Origin of the sequence: Streptomyces broussonetiae, assembly GCF_009796285.1 — a bacterium.
Taxonomy (GTDB): Bacteria; Actinomycetota; Actinomycetes; order Streptomycetales; family Streptomycetaceae; genus Streptomyces; species Streptomyces broussonetiae.
The window spans coordinates 8311324-8326978 of the sequence record NZ_CP047020.1; the positions used below are offsets into that span (position 1 = coordinate 8311324).

The window sequence follows — 15655 nt, forward strand, 5'->3', positions numbered from 1 at the left end:
AGACGTCGTGGGACACACCGAGCGCGTGGAGATCGACGGTGTAGCCCTGCTCGCGACGCTCGAACCGGGCGGCAGCGGCGTCGGGCTGCTCGCGTTGCACGCCGGCACCGAGGGGGGCACGGCCCAGCTCGCCGAGGCGGTCGCGCGCCGCTGCGGTGCCACCAGTCTCGTCTTCACCCAGCCGGAGACCTCGGCGCCCGTGCACATCACGTCCCCGCGCATGGCCGTCGACCACTGCGCGCTGCTGCGCGAGTTCCGCTCCCGGGTGTCGCTCACGGTCTCCCTGCACGGACACCAGCGGCGCCAGGCCCGGCACACCCTCTTCCTCGGGGGCGGCAACCGCGCGGCGACGCTCCTGCTGGGACGGGAACTCGACGTCCTCGCGCCCGCGTTCAGGATCGTGACGGACCTGGCCGAGATCCCGGCCGCGCTGCGCGGACTGCACCCCAGGAACCCGGTCAACCTGACCCGGCTGGCGGGCGTCCAGGTGGAACTGCCGCTCTCGGCCCGCACCACGGGCCGGACGGACCAGCCGCCGCAGCCGGTGGTCGAGGCGTTCGTCGCCGGAGTCGGCCGGCTCGCCGAGACGCTCCCGCCCGCCACCCCGGAACCGAGCTGAGCCGACCGCGTCGGCGCGGTCGGCCCTCTGCGTTTGCGCAGGCGCGGCCCGGTCGCTCAGAGAGTGATCGCGTACGCCTTGCGCAGCGTCTCGTGCACCGTCCACGTCGTACGGTCGCCCGCGCGCAGCACCGCCATGTCACCCGGCCCCACGGTCAGGGTGGGGCCGCCCTCGACCTCGATCGTCGCCGACCCGCTGATCACCACGAACAGTTCGTCGGCCTCCGTGTCGGTGACCACGCCGGGGGTGATCTGCCAGATCCCGCGGATCTGCTTGCCGTCCGATGACTCCCAGACCACCTTTCCGGTGACCTCCGGGTTCCCGGAGACGATCTGCTCCGGATCGAGGGGCTCGGGTTCGAGGTCGGCGCCCGGGATGTGGAGCGCGAAGCTGTGCGTCATGGGGCGACCCTAGCCAGCGCCCCGGGCGCGCCGCGGCCGACAGGGTGTGGGACATCGGGGCCGGTGGGCGGACACTTCGTCGGGGGGTGCCCGCTGGCGGCCGGAACGGGCCCGGGGGACCGTGGGGAGCATGGCTGACTCCACGGCGGCCACCGCTGACCCCGGCGCGCCGCACCGGCACCACGGCACGCGCGAGGCCGTCCTCTTCGGCGGGGTCTACGGCGCCGTCCTCGCCAGCTCGATGGTCGCCGCCCTCTCCCAGTACGGCCGCACGACCCCCGTCGGCCGCCGCTACGACGCCGCCTGGCTACTGGTGACCGCGCTCGCCTCGGCCCTGGCCCACGGCTACGCCCACTACATCGCCGAACGCAGCCCGCACCGTCGCTGGGACGTCCTGCGCACCCTGCGCGACGAGTGGCCGCTGGTCACGGCCGTGTTGCCCACGGTCTTCATCCTCGCGGGCGCGGGCTGGCACTGGTGGCCCGCGAAGGGCCTGGAGTACCCGGCGTTCGCCCTCAACATCGCCATCCTCTTCGGCCTCGGCCTGGTCACCGCCCGCTGGTCGGACCGCAGCTGGCCGATCGCGGTCCTCATGGGCATGGGCGACGCACTGCTCGGGGCGATCGTGGTCGTGGCCAACGCGGTGATCAAGTAGCGCGGAGCCGGGGTCAGCGGCCGGTGCGCACCCCGTCCAGGGCGATCGCGAGGACCCGGTCGCGCTGGGCGTCGTCGTCGAACGCGGTGGCCGTGATCCCCGAGACCATCCGCAGCAGATCGCCGAAGTCCATGTCCGCCCGCGCCACGCCCGCCTCCTGCGCGCGCTCCAGCAGCGGGCCGCCGGCGGCGAACATCGAATCGCGGCAGGACTGGAAGATCTCCGACTCGTCGTTGAGGGCCTCGCGCACCGCTCGCTTGGTGACCATGTACCCGGCGAACCGGTCCAGCCAGGCCGTCAGCGCCTTCCACGGCTCCTGGTCCGCCACGTCCGCCGCCGCCAGGCACAGGGCGTTGACCTCGTCCGCGTAGACGCTCTCGAAGAGGTCGCGGCGAGTGGGGAAGTTCCGGTACAGGGTGCCGATGCCGACGCCCGCGCGGCGTGCGATGTCCTCCAGCGAGGCGTCCGAGCCGTGCTCGGCGAACGCCTCACGGGCGGCGACGAGCAGGGCGTCGTAGTTGCGGGCGGCGTCCTTGCGGTGCGGCCGGCGGGCCGCCACGATCTCGCCGACGGGGAACGGGGTGGCCGTCACTGCTGCCTCCTGGGGGGCTCGACGATTCGGAGGGTCACCTCCGCATCTTGAAACGGAGGGGTGCCTCCGTTAGAGTGGAGGGGCACCTCCACTTTAGCAGTGCGGAGGCGGCGCCCGCCGTGCCCGGACGCGTCCACGCGTCCGCCGCCTCGCACCGCCTTCCCCCGACGGGCCGTACCACCCGTCTCCCTGGCCTGTGACGTTGTTCGTCCCGGACCTCCGGAGAGGCTCCTTCATGCCCCGCTCGTCCACCCGTCTCACCTTCGCCGTCCTCGCGACCGGCGCAGGTGTGTTCTCCATGCTGCAGTCGCTGATCGCGCCGGCCCTGCCGACCGTCCAGCACGCCCTGCACGCCTCCCAGTCGACCGCGACCTGGGTGATGACGGCGTATCTGCTGTCCGCCTCGGTCTTCACCCCGATCCTCGGCCGGGTCGGCGACCTCGTGGGCAAGAAGCGCACGCTCGTCGCCGTCCTGCTCACCGTCCTCGCCGGCTGTCTGGTCGCCGCGCTCGCCCCGGACATCGGCGTCCTCATCGTCGCCCGGGTCGTCCAGGGCGTCGGCGGTGCCCTCTTCCCGCTGTCCTTCGGCATCATCCGGGACGAGTTCGCCCCGGCCGAGGTCGGCGGCAGCATCAGCAACCTCTCCGCGGTGATCGCCGCGGGCGGCGGGGTCGGCATGGTGGCCGCCGGGCCGATCGTCTCCGCGCTCGACTACCGCTGGCTCTTCTGGATCCCCGTCGCGATCGTCGCCGCGACCGTCCTGATCGCCGTGCGCTACGTCCCCGAATCCCCCAAGCGTGCCCAGGGGAGGGTGAGTTGGACCGGCGCGGCGCTGCTCTCCGCGTGGCTGGTGGCCCTGCTGCTGCCGCTGAGCCAGGCCGGGCAGTGGGGCTGGGGCTCACCCAAGGTGCTCGGCCTGTTCGCCGCAGCCGTCGTGCTGTTCGCCGTCTGGCTGACCGCCGAGGCCCGCTCGCGCAGCCCGCTGATCGACCTGCGCGTGATGCGGCTGCCCGCGGTGTGGACGACCAACGTGGCCGCCCTGCTCTTCGGCGCCGGGATGTACGCGATCTGGTCCTTCCTGCCCGGCTTCGTCCAGACACCGACGGCGGCCGGCTACGGCTTCGGCGCGAGCGTCACCACCGCCGGCCTGCTCATGCTCCCCATGCTGCTGGCGATGTTCGTCTCCGGCGTCCTCACCGGCCGCCTCGAGCCCCGCGTCGGCGCCAAGGCCCTGCTCACCACCGGTGCCGCGCTCGGCGCGCTGGCCTGCGCAATCCTCAGCCTCTGGGACGACACGCAGTGGCAGATAGCCGTGGTCGCGGGGCTCTTCGGCCTTGGCATCGGACTCGCCTTCGCCTCCATGGCCAACCTGATCGTCGGCAGCGTCCCGCCCGAGCAGACCGGCGCCGCGACCGGGATGAACGCCAACATCCGCACCATCGGCGGCTCCATCGGCGCCGCGCTCACCAGCGTCCTGGTGACCGGCCGTCTCCAGCCCTCCGGTCTGCCCTACGCCTCCGGCTACACCCACGGCTGGACCCTGCTCGCCCTGCTCTGCCTGGCCGCGACCGGCGCCGCCCTCCTGGTCCCGACCCGTCGCCCGGCCCCCAACGCCCCCGCCGCGACGGGCCTGACACAGGCACCGGCCCGGGTGCGGTAGGCTTGACCTGCGTGATCACGCGGGGGACACCCCGGGTGGGACCGCAACGGGACGTGGCGCAGCTTGGTAGCGCACTTGACTGGGGGTCAAGGGGTCGCAGGTTCAAATCCTGTCGTCCCGACTTGCGTAGGTGCAAGTCGGAGGCCATGCCGGAGTATTACGGCATGGCCTCTTGATCATTTTCTGGCCTCTCGCCCGTGCGCCCCCGGACGAGGAGGGCGACGACCATGCCCGTCCTGCATGATCCCAGCCGGTCGACGGGCGCCGCAGCAGGCCACGTCGTACCGCCGCAACGCTCGCGGCCGCCGCGACTCCGGCGAAGGCGAGCGCGCCGTGATGGCGTGAGGCCCGTGGCTGCGGCGCACGCGATGCCGCCCGTTCGTCGAAGCGGCCGTGCGCGCCGAAGTCCCCCCGCTGCCGTCCGGCGGCAGCCGGAGGTTGTCGCGGCTGCCGGGCGGTTTCGGCTGGTCGGTCGTCTGGGAGGCGCAGCCGGTCCGGGCCGGACAGCGGTCGAGGAGGCCGGGCGCCACGGCATTGGCAGCAGTGCGCCCACGGTGCTCGCGCCGACCCAGTACTCACGCGTGCGCGGGCGACCCGCCGCGTACACGACGGCAGGGGCGGCAAGTTCGGGTCGGCAGATCGGTGGAACGGGCTGCGGCCGGTACGGCATCGGACTCAACGACCAGTCGAACCACGGGGTGTTGAGGGCCGGCAGTTGAACCATGGTGACCGGCACCCTGCTGCGGTGGTGCAGGAGTTCACAACGCACTGCCTCGTTCCTGCCCTGGATCGCGTGCTTGGCGCCGCAGCAGGCGGACTGCAGGGGGACGCCGCGGTGGGAGAGCGCCAACTCGACCATGGAGGACCGAGCGACTCCGCGGGATTCTCCTCGAAGCATGGTTCGCCCCGGGAAACCGGTGTCGTGCACTGCCGAAGTGCACTTGCGGCGTATCCCTCAGATGCGTCGGAAAACCCGCAGCAGCCCACGGCCACACGCACAGGTCGAAGACGCGGCCGGGAGGCGTTCCACGCGGACCGCGGCGCCGGCAGCGTCGCGACGGTCCATGAGCACGCACAGACCCCCTGGCCCGGGTGGGGACTCGGCACGGCCCGCCCATGTCCCGCCGGGTCACACGAGGTCGTCCAAGTGGCGTCGCGCTCTGTCGAGGGACCGACGGCAGCGGCTCAGGTCCTTCCAAGGGTTCGCGTGTCTGTCCAGGCGTTCGGAGAGGGTGCGCAGGGTCCAGCGCCGTGGTCCCAGTTCCGGGTCGTCGAGTTCCGCCCACTCCAGCGGGGTGGCGACCGGGGCGTGCGGGCGGGCGCGTACGGCGTAGGGGGCGACCGAGGTCTGGGCGTAGGTGTTGCGCTGGACGTCCAGGTAGAGACGGCCCCCGCGGCTGTTCTTGCGTGCTTCGGTCGTCAGCCGGTCGCTGTGCCGCTGCGCGAGCAGGTCGGCGACGCGCCGGGCGAAGTGCCGGGCGGTTTCGAAGTCCGTGCGCCGGTCGAGCGGCACCAGGAGGTGCAGGCCGCGTGATCCCGTCGTCATCAGCGCGGGCCGCAGCCCCAGCTCGGTGAGCAGGTCACCCAGTCGGCGCGCACCCCACCGGACGTTCTCGAAGCCGTCGTGCGTGCTGTCAGGCGGGTCGAGGTCGAAGACGAGCCGGTCGGGGCGGTCCAGGCAGTCCGCGGGACTCAGCCAGGGATGCGGGGTGATGCACGCCTGGTTGGCGAGGTACACGAGAGTGGCCGTGTTGTCACAGACGGCCATGGTGAGGCTGCCGCCCTGCTTCGGCACACGCACTGTGCGGATCCAGTCGGGGAAATAGCCGGGAACGTCCTTGTGGTAGAAGGACTTTCCCTCGTACCCGTCCGGGTAGCGCTCCATCACCAGAGGTCGGCCCCTGAGGTGGCTCAGCATCAGAGGTGCGATGCTGCGGTAGTAGTCGATCAGCTCGGCCTTGGTGATGCCGTCGTCCGGGAACAGCTCCTTGTCCGGGTTCGACAGCGGCACATTGCGGCTGCCGACCCGTATCTCCTCCCGGGCGCTCGCCCTGGTACTCATGAGGTGTGCCTCCTGGTCGCGGCCTTGTCGGTGCGCAGTCCGATGCGGCACAGGGGGATCCGGTCCGTCAGCGATGCGGAGACGGACATCCCGATCCATTCCTTCCGCCGGGAGGACGGCTGGTCACCCCCTCCGAGTGCCCGACGGGCCGGATGCCATGCAGGCGCACCACTCGGTGACTCCGCGCTATACGCTCATGGCGACCAGCAGCACCGCCACCCCGACGGCCAGCCAGGCGACGTAGTCACCGAGGTGTCCCGAGTGCAGCCGGCGCAGGGGCACCACGACGCGCCGTCCCACACCTTCACAGAGCGCCGCGGCGCGGCCCGCGAGCGGTGACCGCAGCGCGGGACCCCAGACTGCCGCCGCGGCGAAGAGCACCGCCAGGGCCGTCGAGGCGAGCGCGAGAAGCACGCCCTCGGCGCTCCACCCGACGTCCGGCATCGGTGAGGCCGGTGTGGCGGGGTGGCCGAGGACGGCGGCGGTGTAGGCGGTGCGGTCGGTGAACTGGCGCGCGGCGCGGGCGAGGGCGACGCCGGGTCCGGGGAGCAGCCCGAGGGCGAGCGAGGCGGCGAGCAGTACGGTGGGCACGGCGAGCATCGGGGTGGGGATGCGGCGCTGCGGGTCGCGGATCTCCGGTTCCTCACCGCTGCCGGTCGTCTCCGGACCGGCGTAACGCTCACGGGGCCGGGGCCCGGCACCGGCGAAGATCCGGGCAGCGGCCCGCAGCACGGCCCCGCCCGTGAGGGCCGACACGAACACGAACACCGCAGGCAGCCAGGGGAACTGCTCCTCCCCGGCGTGTTCGGTCACGGCCTTGCCGAGAGCCGTGCCGAACGGCGGCAGGCCTGCGAGACCGAGACCGCCCAGGGCGAACAGCGCACCGACGAGCGGGAGATCGCGGCCGCGCCGGTACAGCCCGTGCTCGTCGACGGAGCCGTGCCGGTCGAGCAGGACACCGGTCGTGGCGAACAGCGCCGCCTTCACCCCGGCGTGGGCGGCGACGTAGAGGGCCGTGCCGGCCGTCGAGGCGGAGGTGAGCAGTGCCGCGCCGGTGAGGAAGAGGCCGACGTGCCCGATGGTGGAGAAGGCGAGCAGGCGCTTGAGGTGCCGCTGCTGCCAGCACATCACCGCTCCCACCAGGGCCGTCAGCACCCCGGCGGCCACGAGGACGGCGCGCAGGTGCGGCTGCGCGATGCCGTGCGGCCCGGAGAACACGACCCAGTAGACGCGTGCGACGCCGTAGACCGCGAGTTCCACCATGACGCCCGAGAACAGCATGCACACCGGGGTCGGCGCGACGGAGTGGGCGTCCGGTAGCCAGAAGTGCAGGGGCACCACCGCGGCCTTGACCAGCAGTCCGGTGATGACCAGCACGAAGGCCACGGACAGCAGGGTGTCGGCGCGGTGCCGGGCCAGTTGCACACCGATCTGCGCGAACCCCAGCTCACCGGTGCGCGCGTACACCAGGCCGATGCCGAGCAACGAGCAGTAGGCGCCGAGGGAGTTGACGACACCGAAGACCAGGGCACCCTGCACGGGCCGTGGATCCTCGATGCGATAGCCCGTCAGTGCGTAGGCGACCGCCCCCATCAGCTCGAAGAAGACGAACGCGTCGAACAGGTCGCCGGTCAGCGCGAACCCGACCATGCCCGCCTCGAACAGCAGGAGCAGGGCAGGGAAGGTGCCCGCGTGCGCCACGGGCGGCTCGTCGAAGTAGCGCCAGGAGTAGACGACGACCGCGAGGACGAGCGCGGCGGTCAGCAGCGCGAGACCGACGCCGATCCGGTCGCCGACAAGCACGATGCCGACGCTCTCGCCCCGCACCGGGGACCAGCCGCCCAGCCAGGAGACGCTGTGCCCGTCACCGGTGCGTAGCCACAGCCATGCGAGGCAGCCGGCCTCCAGCACCGCCCAGACCGTGACCAGCGCGTCGATGGCGGGGCGCGGCAGCCATCTCCCGACGACCACGAGGGCAACAGCACCCAGCAGCGGTACGGCGACGGCGAGGGGCAGCAGATCGGCGGTACGCACCATGCCCGGCCCTCTAGCCCTTCAGCCCGGTGAGGGCGTCCGGGTCGACCGTGCCGTGGCGCTTGCGGATCTGAATGGCGAGTGCGAGCAGCAGCGCCGTGACCGTGGCGCCCACGACGACGTCGGTCAGCGCGAGCGCCTGGACGACGGGGTCGACGGTGCGGGTGCGCAGCGGAGTGTCGGTGAAGTACGGGGCGATGCCGCCGCGCCGGTAGCCGACGGTGAGCAGCAGCACGTACGTCGAGGACTGTGCCACGGCGAGACAGCCGACGGCATGGACGATGTCGCGACTGGTGACCATGCCGTACACGCCGGCGAGAAAGATCCAGCCGGCGGTGAGGAAGGGCAGGATCGTCATGTGCCGCCTCCCGAGCCCGGGTTCTGTGCCGGTCTCACCTCGACTGCCTGGTCCAGGAAGGAGGCGAGCAGGACGATGACGCCCGAGCCGACCTCGACACCGACCGCAGCGTTCAGCAGCGGCACCAGACCGCCCGAGGAGAGCTGTCCGAAGGTGCCGAGCGGCAGCACGTTCTGGAGGTAGGCGCCGCCTGCGATCAGCCCGGCCAGGCCCAGCGCCGCGAAGGCGCCCGCGCCGAACGCGTCGGACGCGTCGAGCACGGCCAGCGGACGGATCCGTTTCAGCACGCGGTAGTCGGCGGCCACGTACGCCATGTGCAGCCCGGTGGCGAGAATGACACCGCCCTGGAAGCCGCCGCCCGGCGACAACTGGCCGTGAGCCACGATGTACACGCCGGTCAACAGCGTGAGCGGCACCATGACCAGGCCCAGCAGCCGGGTGCTGGGCAGGACCCGTCCCGCGCGCGGCCGGCCGACACGCTCGTCGCGCGCGTGGCGCAACAGCACGATGGTCCCGAGCACCGAGGCGAACAGGATCGACTCCTCCCCGAGGGTGTCCAGGGCGCGCTGGTCGAAGTTGACCGAGGAGACCACGTTGGCGGTGCGCTGCCGCAGGGACGCGGCCACCGCGCGGGTGGCGTAGGGGTGCACCGCGGTCCCGAAGTGCGGCAGTCCGGTGCAGGCGAACCCGTACACCACGGCGAAGACGACGGCCGCGGCCCAGAACAGCCGGATGCGCGCGCTACGACTCATCGCCGCCCTCCTGCCCACGGCCGTCCGGCTCGTGGTGGGCGGCCGTGCCGCGGCGCACCTTCCGGACCGTCAGCAGGATCAGCAGCGGGGTGACCGCCGTACCGACGGCGAGCTGGGAGAGGGCCACGTCGGGCGCCTGGAGCAGCGTGAACAGGACGGTGAGACACAGACCGAGGACGGCCAGCAGGACGGCCTGCCGTACCGGGTCGCGGGCCAGCGCCGCGGCGGTCGCGCTCACCGCCACCAGCACCAGCGCGACGGCGATCAGATACTCCTGGGCGGTGGCCGTGTTCACTCCGGGGAGTCCTTTCGCAGCAGATGTTCGTGCTGGGCCGTCGCCCTGCCGATCGCCATCGCGGTGACCGCCCCGCCGAAGGCCACGATCACCGCGATGACGAGCAGCTTGACGGCGGCGCGCCCGGGCCCGGTCTCGACAGCCAGGGCGAACGCGACGAGCGGTCCGCCGACGGTGGAGGCGGGGGTGAGGGCGTGCAGCCGCTGGAACGGCCTGGGCAGCGCCACCAGGCCCACGGCGGAGAGCAACAGCACACCGGTGCCGACGACGAGCAGGACGAGCGCGCACACATGGCGGGCCGTCATCTCATGCCTTTCCGTGGGTCCGACGCGTGTCGGGGGCCTCGATCGACCGGCCACCGAGGAAACGGGCGAAGACCAGCGTTCCGGCGGGCCCGAGAACGGCCAGGACGAGACCGAGGTCGGCGAAGGAACTGCGATCGAATCCCTGGGCCGTCAGCAACAGGACGACGGTGACGACGGTGGTGGCGAGATTGAGCCCCGCGAGCCGCTCGACCGCCGAACCACGGCCGGCGGCCCACACGCACGGCGGCATCCCCAGAGTCAGCAGGACCGCCGTCGCGAGTAGCCAGGCGTTCACCGCCGTCCCCCCTCGGTGAGTACGTCTTCCAGTCGCGTACGGTCCTCGGTGAGGAAGTGGGCGACGGCGCTCTGCCGGCCTTGCCTCTTCTGCCCTTGGACGTCGACGACGTACGCGCCAGGAGTGGCCGACAGCGCGGCGCACGCCCACGCGGCGCCCGTGCCGGACCGTAGCGACAGCGTCTTCATGCTCCCCTGGGGCGAACGGCCGCTCACGGCACGCGCGGTGACGCCGCACAGCCGCCCCAGGTCGGCGAGAACCGCACCGGGCCATGTCAGAGCGGCCGACGCCCACCTCCGGGTTCCACCGACGCCGGCCCCCGACGCGACGCGCACGGCTCGTGCCGCGACTGCCGCGATCGCCGCTCCCCCCGCGGCCACGAGGAGTTCGAGGGCCGTGACGGGGGTGATGAACATGAGATAGACGCCGACCAGCACCGTCCACCACACCAGTACCTCGCCCCTGGCCGCCCACCTCTGCCGCATCGCCCCTCCTCACGCAGGTGTGCCGTCGCGGACCCAGCAACGTGTACCGCGCACGGCGATTCCCATGCCCCACGCACGCCGGGGAGAGCGATCCGGCAGGCCGAGCATCACCGTGATGGAGGACCACCACCGAGCGCGATCACACCTGCCCACTCCGAGACCCGCGCACTTACGGACACCGGATACCCACGCCTGCGCCCGTGTCACCTCGCCGATGCGGGCCCGGCGCCGAGCCCGGGCGGGCTCCCTGCCGGTGCACGGCGGGCACGGCCGGTGCATGGCGGGCACGCCGGCCGGTGTCGCACTGCTCGAACGCCCAGGGGGCAGGCCCACTGCACACCGAGGCGGGTTCGGTGCCCACTGCGACGGGTACTCGGACAGTCCGGCCCACCGTGACCGTCCGAGAGCCTCGATTCCGTTACTGGTGATGATGGCGGGTGAGTGCACAATGGCTGGGAGGAAGACAGGTGGGAAGACGGTCGGCGGCACGGAGAAAGCGGTGGTGCGCGCACTGCTCGACCGGCAGGAACGGACGTACGCGGCACAGGCCGGTATCCGTCTGCGCAACACGCCGGCCCCGCTCTACCAGACGCTGGTGCTGGCCGTACTCCTCAGCACCCGCATCAGAGCAGACATCGCGGTGGCCGCGGCACGCGCCTTGTTCGACGCCGGCATGCGCGACCCGAGGTCCATGGCGAAAGCGTCGTGGCAGCACCGCGTGGACGCCCTCGGCGAAGGCGGCTACCGCCGCTACGACGAGCGCACCTCCACCATGCTCGGCGAGGGAGGGGAGCTGCTGCTCGACCGGTGGGGCGGTGATCTGCGCCGGCTGCGCGAGGAGCGCGACGCGCGCAAGGCCCTGCTGGACATACCCGGGATCGGACCCACCGGAGCCGACATCTTCCTGCGTGACGCGCAGGGCATCTGGCCGGAGTTCGCACCGTACATCGACCGCAAGGCCTTGGACGGAGCACGGCGGCTGGGGCTCCCCGGCTCGCCCGAGAAGCTCGGCGGGCTCGTCGCAGGACGTGACTTGGCGCGTTTCGCGGACGGTCTGGTCCACGCCGCACTCGACCGGACGCTCGCCGACGCGGTGCTCGCCTCGGCGGAGGCGGGCTGAACCGTTGCGTCAGAAGGCCAGGACGCTCGACCGTCGAGTCGCCCATCAGTAACCAGGACATGAAGAAGGGAGTGGACCGATCATGCGTATCGCGTTTCTGACGGCGCCCGAGGGCGTCGAACAGGTGGAGCTGACCGAGCCCTGGCAGGCGGCACTGGCGGCCGGGCACGATCCGGTGCTGGTGTCCACCGACTCCGGTGACGTGCAGGCTTTCCACCACCTCGACAAGGCGGACACGTTCACGGTGGACGAGGTCGTCGGTGAGCTTGCTGCGGATTCTTTCGGTGGTCTGGTGCTACCGGGCGGGGTCGCCAACCCGGACTTCCTACGGACGAACGACGAGGCCGTCGCGTTCGTGAAGGCCTTCTTCACACAGGGACGCCCGGTCGCGGCGATCTGTCATGCGCCCTGGACCCTGGTCGAGGCGGACGTGGTGCGGGGCCGCGAGCTGACCTCGTGGCCGAGCCTGCGCACCGACATCCGCAATGCCGGCGGTACCTGGGTGGACCAGCAGGTGAAGGTCTGCGACCACGGCCCCAACAAGCTGGTCACGAGCCGGAAGCCGGACGACCTGAAGGCGTTCTGCGAGACGTATCTGAGGGTGTTCGAGCAGGAGGAGAAGGGCGGATGAGAAGCTGCCGCACGACTTCCACGTCGGCGTCCCCGGATGACCCGCCACCTGCAGGACGGCAACCCCGCGGAAGCGGTCGCTGCGCGCTCGGACCCCAGTCGCCGTGGCAAGGTGGGCGAGGTGTACAACTCCGACTATGCCGTCACGGTCGAGTTCTACGACCTGTTGCAAGCCGAGTCAGACCGCCGCCGGGCCGAGCGGCGCTTCACGGAGGCGGCCCGCCGCGCGCGGCATGCGATCGTCGACGTCGGCGCCGGCACCGGGATCGTCACCGAAGTCCTCCTCGCTGTCTCCGCCGCACCCGTCCACGCCGTCGAGCCGGCGCCCGCCATGCGCGCCGCCCTGCTGATGAGAGTCGCCCGCCTGGAGGCCGACCAGCGGGCGCGTCTCACCCTCCACTGCGAACCCATCGAGGAGTTTCGGCTGGAAGCAGTGGCGGACCTGGCGATCGCCTCCAACATCATCGCCTGCCTCAGCCCCGCCACGCGGCGCGCCGCCTGGCAGGCCATCAGCCGGGTGCTGCTGCCTGGAGGGCTGCTGCTGTTCGACCCGCCCCCGGCCCGGCTGCCGACCCGGCGCGACACGGTCGGCAGGCTGGGGCCCGTCCGGATCGGCCCGGACCTCTACACCGCCGTCGTCACCCGGGAACCCGACCGTGGGATCGTCCGTACCGTGTTCACCTACCAGGTCGAACGGAACGGCCGCATCCTGCGCCAGGCGCAGGAGTCGTTCGCCATGTGGCCGGCCAGTTCCTTCCGGCTCGGCACGGAACTCGAAGCCGCAGGGCTGCAGGTCGTACAGGCACCCACGGCCCAACTCATGGCCGCACGCCGCCCAGCGCACTGAGAGGAGGAACGCGGTGCTTTCGGCGGTGCCACGGCCCCCCCGACTGCCCGTGGTCTACCAGTAATGGCGTCGGCCGCCGACGGCGTGACCGACAGAGCCGAGCAGGAACAGGAGGGCTCCGATGACGAGCAAGATGATCCCGATCGTCCACAGGATGCCGATGTGCAGGACGAATCCGACGATGAGCAGGATGACGCCGAGTGCGATCACGGCGGTCTCCTTTCCTTAGCAGTTCTCACGTTTCCTTAGCAGTTCTCACGGAAGCTGTCCGTGTCCGTTCGGCCCGGCGTCTCGCTGTCAGGCCGGGGCGTGGCGGGCCTGGCCGCCGTCGGAGAGAAGTTCGTCGAACAGAGTCCGGTAGTGCACCATGGCGCCGCGCAGCTGCTCGGTGGTGGCCTTGTGGCTCATGCTGAGTGCGTCGATCTCGTGGGCGGCTCGGTAGTGCTCAAGGGTGCGGCCGTGCTCCACGGACAGATCCTTGAGCTGCTGGTCGTAGCCCTCGGTGGGGTAGCCGCGTTCCCGCATCAGGGAAGTCACCAGCCGGTCTGCGTCGTGTACGGCGCCCTCGGGGTGATCGACGAACTCGTGCTGCACGTTGTCCCAGTTGCGCGTGTAGCGCTCGCGGGCACGGTCGGGCAAGGGCTTGATGTCGAGCGTGTCGTGCCGTTTCTCGCGTGCGCTCAGCTCACGTTCAGCGGCGAGCCGGCTGTCGGCGTCGTCGACGGTCCGTTCGTACTCCGGGCCGAAGCGCTCGCGCAGCGCCCGGTGCCGCAGGAAGAGAGCCAGGGCCACGGCGATCAGTACGAGGACCACTGCGACGGGAATGACGATCGCCAAAAGCGTGCCGGTAGACATCGAACCGACCTCCTCACTGTGGGTGATATCCAGCGAGTTCCCCATATGCCCGAAGTACTCCTGGAGGGGGAGAGGGGCCGGGGCCGTCAACTGATCCGGTAGGGAGCCGCCCGCGCGTCGGCGGGACTCCAGCCCGGGCAGGGCGCAGTGCCCTGAGACCTCCAGGCCGTGGCCGGCCCTATGCCCTGGAGTCCGCGCTGGTCGTGGCGGCACACCTGCCGATCGTCGTCGAGGGAGTACCCCCGTGTCGCCCTCGCCGAACACGGTCTGGGTCGCGTCCTGGTACAGCGGGCAGCCCCGGCACCGCGCGGCTGCCTTCCGCAGCCCGGGCAGTCCCGCGCGCCGTCCCGGCAGGAAGGGCGTCGCGGCATGAGCCCTGGACGCAGCTGTTACTGGTTCCGAGTACCCGGGTACTCGCCACCTCGTCACGCCAGGCCGCGCTCGGTGCGAAGCCGTGTGCAGGTCACAGCGGTTGCTGTGGCGAGGAAAGGGGCGCCGCTGCGGCGAAGAAACCGACGAAAGGAGGTTGCCATGAGCACCCACGGCAACAAGGAACGCGACACCCGGCCCGACGAAAGGACGCGAGAGCGGTCCGCGGAGGAGCGGAAGGTCGTGGCCCCGACCCCACGGGACGTGCGGGCCAAGGCCGAGGGCGACAAGACGGAGGACGACGAGAAGTCCGATCCTCCGGCGACCGGCACGCGGGCCCCGTGACCGGCGGACCGTTGACGGGCCGTCCCGTCGTTCTCCGGCCCGATGCGGAGTGCTCCTGAGACCTCAAGTGACTCAAGCTGGTTCCGGGCCGCCCGGACCACTACCGGGCGCCCCGGGAACGACCAACCGGCTTCTGGGGCCTGAAGGCACCGGCCTGGGCCTCTCCGTCGGGCGAGTGGTCCCAGTGGATGCAGTCACCCGAGGAACGGGAGGGTGACCAGGACGGTCGAGGGCACTCGGTGGGAGCAGGAGGACGATCTCGTCCGAGGAGAGCCATGACCGAGCAGAAGTCGTCATCCGCCCTTACGGCACCCCTGCGCGGGGCCGCCTCGGTACTGCGTATGGTGCCCGGCGGCGGGGTGGTGAAGAGGGCCGCGGAGGAAACCCTGGACAGGGTCGGTGCGGTCTCGCCTCGCAGCCGACGCATGGCGGTGTACGCCGGAGCAGGACTGCTCGGCGCGGCGGGCGTCGTGGAGTGGCCGGTGGCCCTCACCGGAGCCGCGGTGGCCTGGCTCACCCAGCCACGGCCGACGCGTCCGGCGGACGGCGGTCAGGGCGCGCAGGCAGCGGCTTCGACCGGCGGGGCGGGGCTCTCGGCTGCGGACGGGGGAGCTGGTGAGCCACCCGGTCCGGTAGCCGTCGGGGAACGGGAGTCCGACGAGGGACCGGCCGCGCGTCATACCGGTCGCGCCGGACCCGCCCACGATCTCGGCACCGCAGCGCTCAAGTCCGCCGAGGGAAGTGCCCAAGGCGCCAGGATGGCCCCTGGCGCCGGGAGAACCGGTCCTGCCGAGGTGACCGGCGGCGCTGGAGCGGAGACGTCCGGCAAGGCCGGAAACACCACGGTCCCCGACACGTCCGACGGAACCGGGGGCCCCGCCCCCGACAGCGGCGGGGCAGCGTGGCCCCATGGGGGCACCAGTCGGTTCGGCCCCACGGCCCGGCCCGGCCGTACCACTTCGTGAGGAGAGGCTCT

Annotated in this window: 20 protein-coding genes and 1 tRNA gene; 9 read left to right on the forward strand and 12 right to left on the reverse strand. The window is 71.7% G+C overall.

The window, feature by feature from the left end; genetic code table 11:
* Positions 1–7 precede the first annotated feature (7 nt).
* Positions 8–619, forward strand: coding sequence for a poly-gamma-glutamate hydrolase family protein (locus GQF42_RS37950; protein WP_158927542.1), 612 nt, complete (start codon positions 8–10; stop codon positions 617–619).
* A 56-nt stretch (positions 620–675) separates the two neighbouring features.
* Here GQF42_RS37950 and GQF42_RS37955 read toward each other — a convergent pair whose 3' ends face one another.
* Entirely contained in the window at positions 676–1020 is a 345-nt protein-coding gene (locus tag GQF42_RS37955; protein WP_158927544.1) for a cupin domain-containing protein, read from the reverse strand.
* Between the two features lie 130 nt (positions 1021–1150).
* On the opposite strand from GQF42_RS37955, the gene GQF42_RS37960 reads away from it, so the two are divergent.
* Complete coding sequence (locus GQF42_RS37960; protein ID WP_158927546.1) at positions 1151–1675, forward strand: hypothetical protein; 525 nt, start codon at positions 1151–1153, stop codon at positions 1673–1675.
* Between the two features lie 13 nt (positions 1676–1688).
* Here GQF42_RS37960 and GQF42_RS37965 read toward each other — a convergent pair whose 3' ends face one another.
* On the reverse strand, positions 1689–2267 hold the full coding sequence (locus GQF42_RS37965) for a TetR/AcrR family transcriptional regulator (RefSeq protein ID WP_158927548.1): 579 nt from the start codon (positions 2265–2267) through the stop codon (positions 1689–1691).
* 235 nt (positions 2268–2502) lie between these two features.
* Here GQF42_RS37965 and GQF42_RS37970 point away from each other — a divergent pair, with 235 nt between their 5' ends.
* The gene (locus GQF42_RS37970; RefSeq protein WP_158927550.1) at positions 2503–3927 is read left to right on the forward strand and encodes an MFS transporter; all 1425 of its coding nucleotides are present in this window, start codon (positions 2503–2505) and stop codon (positions 3925–3927) included.
* Between the two features lie 47 nt (positions 3928–3974).
* Positions 3975–4048: transfer RNA gene (locus GQF42_RS37975), tRNA-Pro, on the forward strand.
* Positions 4049–5056: 1008 nt separating this feature from the next.
* Here the strand turns inward: GQF42_RS37975 and ligD are convergent.
* The 8 genes from ligD to GQF42_RS38010 form a co-directional block, all read right to left on the reverse strand.
* Positions 5057–5989 carry a non-homologous end-joining DNA ligase gene (gene ligD / locus GQF42_RS37980; protein ID WP_158927552.1) on the reverse strand — a complete coding sequence of 311 codons (933 nt, stop codon included), beginning with the start codon at positions 5987–5989 and terminating at the stop codon, positions 5057–5059.
* A 186-nt stretch (positions 5990–6175) separates the two neighbouring features.
* Positions 6176–8026: a complex I subunit 5 family protein gene (locus GQF42_RS37985; protein WP_158927554.1), complete on the reverse strand. Its 1851-nt coding sequence runs from the start codon at positions 8024–8026 to the stop codon at positions 6176–6178.
* A gap of 10 nt (positions 8027–8036) precedes the next feature.
* On the reverse strand, positions 8037–8381 hold the full coding sequence (locus GQF42_RS37990) for a sodium:proton antiporter (RefSeq protein ID WP_158927556.1): 345 nt from the start codon (positions 8379–8381) through the stop codon (positions 8037–8039).
* On the reverse strand, positions 8378–9133 hold the full coding sequence (locus GQF42_RS37995) for an MnhB domain-containing protein (protein WP_158927558.1): 756 nt from the start codon (positions 9131–9133) through the stop codon (positions 8378–8380). Before GQF42_RS37995 ends, GQF42_RS37990 begins: the two co-directional genes overlap by 4 nt.
* Positions 9123–9428: a Na(+)/H(+) antiporter subunit B gene (locus GQF42_RS46395; RefSeq protein ID WP_325100386.1), complete on the reverse strand. Its 306-nt coding sequence runs from the start codon at positions 9426–9428 to the stop codon at positions 9123–9125. The genes GQF42_RS37995 and GQF42_RS46395 overlap by 11 nt, the downstream gene beginning before the upstream one ends.
* Positions 9425–9733: a cation:proton antiporter gene (locus GQF42_RS46400; RefSeq protein ID WP_233273621.1), complete on the reverse strand. Its 309-nt coding sequence runs from the start codon at positions 9731–9733 to the stop codon at positions 9425–9427. The genes GQF42_RS46395 and GQF42_RS46400 overlap by 4 nt, the downstream gene beginning before the upstream one ends.
* Before the next feature lies 1 nt (position 9734).
* On the reverse strand, positions 9735–10028 hold the full coding sequence (locus GQF42_RS38005) for an MrpF/PhaF family protein (protein WP_233273622.1): 294 nt from the start codon (positions 10026–10028) through the stop codon (positions 9735–9737).
* Complete coding sequence (locus GQF42_RS38010; protein ID WP_158927562.1) at positions 10025–10513, reverse strand: hypothetical protein; 489 nt, start codon at positions 10511–10513, stop codon at positions 10025–10027. Before GQF42_RS38010 ends, GQF42_RS38005 begins: the two co-directional genes overlap by 4 nt.
* A gap of 448 nt (positions 10514–10961) precedes the next feature.
* Between GQF42_RS38010 and GQF42_RS38015 the strand changes: the two genes are divergently transcribed.
* The 3 genes from GQF42_RS38015 to GQF42_RS38025 all read left to right on the forward strand — a co-directional run bounded on the left by GQF42_RS38015 (position 10962) and on the right by GQF42_RS38025 (position 13110).
* Positions 10962–11633, forward strand: coding sequence for an HhH-GDP family DNA glycosylase (locus tag GQF42_RS38015; RefSeq protein ID WP_158927564.1), 672 nt, complete (start codon positions 10962–10964; stop codon positions 11631–11633).
* An 82-nt stretch (positions 11634–11715) separates the two neighbouring features.
* The gene (locus GQF42_RS38020) at positions 11716–12264 is read left to right on the forward strand and encodes a type 1 glutamine amidotransferase domain-containing protein (protein ID WP_158927566.1); all 549 of its coding nucleotides are present in this window, start codon (positions 11716–11718) and stop codon (positions 12262–12264) included.
* 36 nt (positions 12265–12300) lie between these two features.
* Positions 12301–13110: a class I SAM-dependent methyltransferase gene (locus GQF42_RS38025; protein WP_158927568.1), complete on the forward strand. Its 810-nt coding sequence runs from the start codon at positions 12301–12303 to the stop codon at positions 13108–13110.
* Between the two features lie 54 nt (positions 13111–13164).
* Here GQF42_RS38025 and GQF42_RS45170 read toward each other — a convergent pair whose 3' ends face one another.
* Together GQF42_RS45170 and GQF42_RS38030 are read right to left on the reverse strand one after the other, a co-directional pair.
* Complete coding sequence (locus GQF42_RS45170; protein ID WP_199272937.1) at positions 13165–13320, reverse strand: DUF6131 family protein; 156 nt, start codon at positions 13318–13320, stop codon at positions 13165–13167.
* Positions 13321–13407: 87 nt separating this feature from the next.
* Positions 13408–13965, reverse strand: coding sequence for a hypothetical protein (locus GQF42_RS38030; protein WP_158927570.1), 558 nt, complete (start codon positions 13963–13965; stop codon positions 13408–13410).
* Between the two features lie 531 nt (positions 13966–14496).
* On the opposite strand from GQF42_RS38030, the gene GQF42_RS38035 reads away from it, so the two are divergent.
* Positions 14497–14679 carry a hypothetical protein gene (locus tag GQF42_RS38035; RefSeq protein WP_158927572.1) on the forward strand — a complete coding sequence of 61 codons (183 nt, stop codon included), beginning with the start codon at positions 14497–14499 and terminating at the stop codon, positions 14677–14679.
* 275 nt (positions 14680–14954) lie between these two features.
* Positions 14955–15644 (forward strand): hypothetical protein, encoded by a 690-nt coding sequence (locus GQF42_RS38040; RefSeq protein ID WP_233273623.1) that lies wholly within the window; start codon positions 14955–14957, stop codon positions 15642–15644.
* The last annotated feature ends 11 nt before the right edge of the window (positions 15645–15655 follow it).

What these genes read in the sequence shown, in the direction of transcription:
- GQF42_RS37955 (WP_158927544.1), bottom strand. Translation starts at nt 1,020, where the DNA reads ATGACGCACAGCTTCGCGCTCCACATCCCGGGCGCCGACCTCGAACCC.
- GQF42_RS38020 (WP_158927566.1), top strand. Translation starts at nt 11,716, where the DNA reads ATGCGTATCGCGTTTCTGACGGCGCCCGAGGGCGTCGAACAGGTGGAG.
- GQF42_RS38040 (WP_233273623.1), top strand. Translation starts at nt 14,955, where the DNA reads ATGACCGAGCAGAAGTCGTCATCCGCCCTTACGGCACCCCTGCGCGGG.
- GQF42_RS46400 (WP_233273621.1), bottom strand. Translation starts at nt 9,733, where the DNA reads ATGACGGCCCGCCATGTGTGCGCGCTCGTCCTGCTCGTCGTCGGCACC.
- GQF42_RS37970 (WP_158927550.1), top strand. Translation starts at nt 2,503, where the DNA reads ATGCCCCGCTCGTCCACCCGTCTCACCTTCGCCGTCCTCGCGACCGGC.
- GQF42_RS37995 (WP_158927558.1), bottom strand. Translation starts at nt 9,133, where the DNA reads ATGAGTCGTAGCGCGCGCATCCGGCTGTTCTGGGCCGCGGCCGTCGTC.
- GQF42_RS38035 (WP_158927572.1), top strand. Translation starts at nt 14,497, where the DNA reads ATGAGCACCCACGGCAACAAGGAACGCGACACCCGGCCCGACGAAAGG.
- GQF42_RS37960 (WP_158927546.1), top strand. Translation starts at nt 1,151, where the DNA reads ATGGCTGACTCCACGGCGGCCACCGCTGACCCCGGCGCGCCGCACCGG.
- GQF42_RS38010 (WP_158927562.1), bottom strand. Translation starts at nt 10,513, where the DNA reads ATGCGGCAGAGGTGGGCGGCCAGGGGCGAGGTACTGGTGTGGTGGACG.
- GQF42_RS37990 (WP_158927556.1), bottom strand. Translation starts at nt 8,381, where the DNA reads ATGACGATCCTGCCCTTCCTCACCGCCGGCTGGATCTTTCTCGCCGGC.
- ligD (WP_158927552.1), bottom strand. Translation starts at nt 5,989, where the DNA reads ATGAGTACCAGGGCGAGCGCCCGGGAGGAGATACGGGTCGGCAGCCGC.
- GQF42_RS38030 (WP_158927570.1), bottom strand. Translation starts at nt 13,965, where the DNA reads ATGTCTACCGGCACGCTTTTGGCGATCGTCATTCCCGTCGCAGTGGTC.
- GQF42_RS38015 (WP_158927564.1), top strand. Translation starts at nt 10,962, where the DNA reads ATGGCTGGGAGGAAGACAGGTGGGAAGACGGTCGGCGGCACGGAGAAA.
- GQF42_RS38025 (WP_158927568.1), top strand. Translation starts at nt 12,301, where the DNA reads ATGACCCGCCACCTGCAGGACGGCAACCCCGCGGAAGCGGTCGCTGCG.
- GQF42_RS37985 (WP_158927554.1), bottom strand. Translation starts at nt 8,026, where the DNA reads ATGGTGCGTACCGCCGATCTGCTGCCCCTCGCCGTCGCCGTACCGCTG.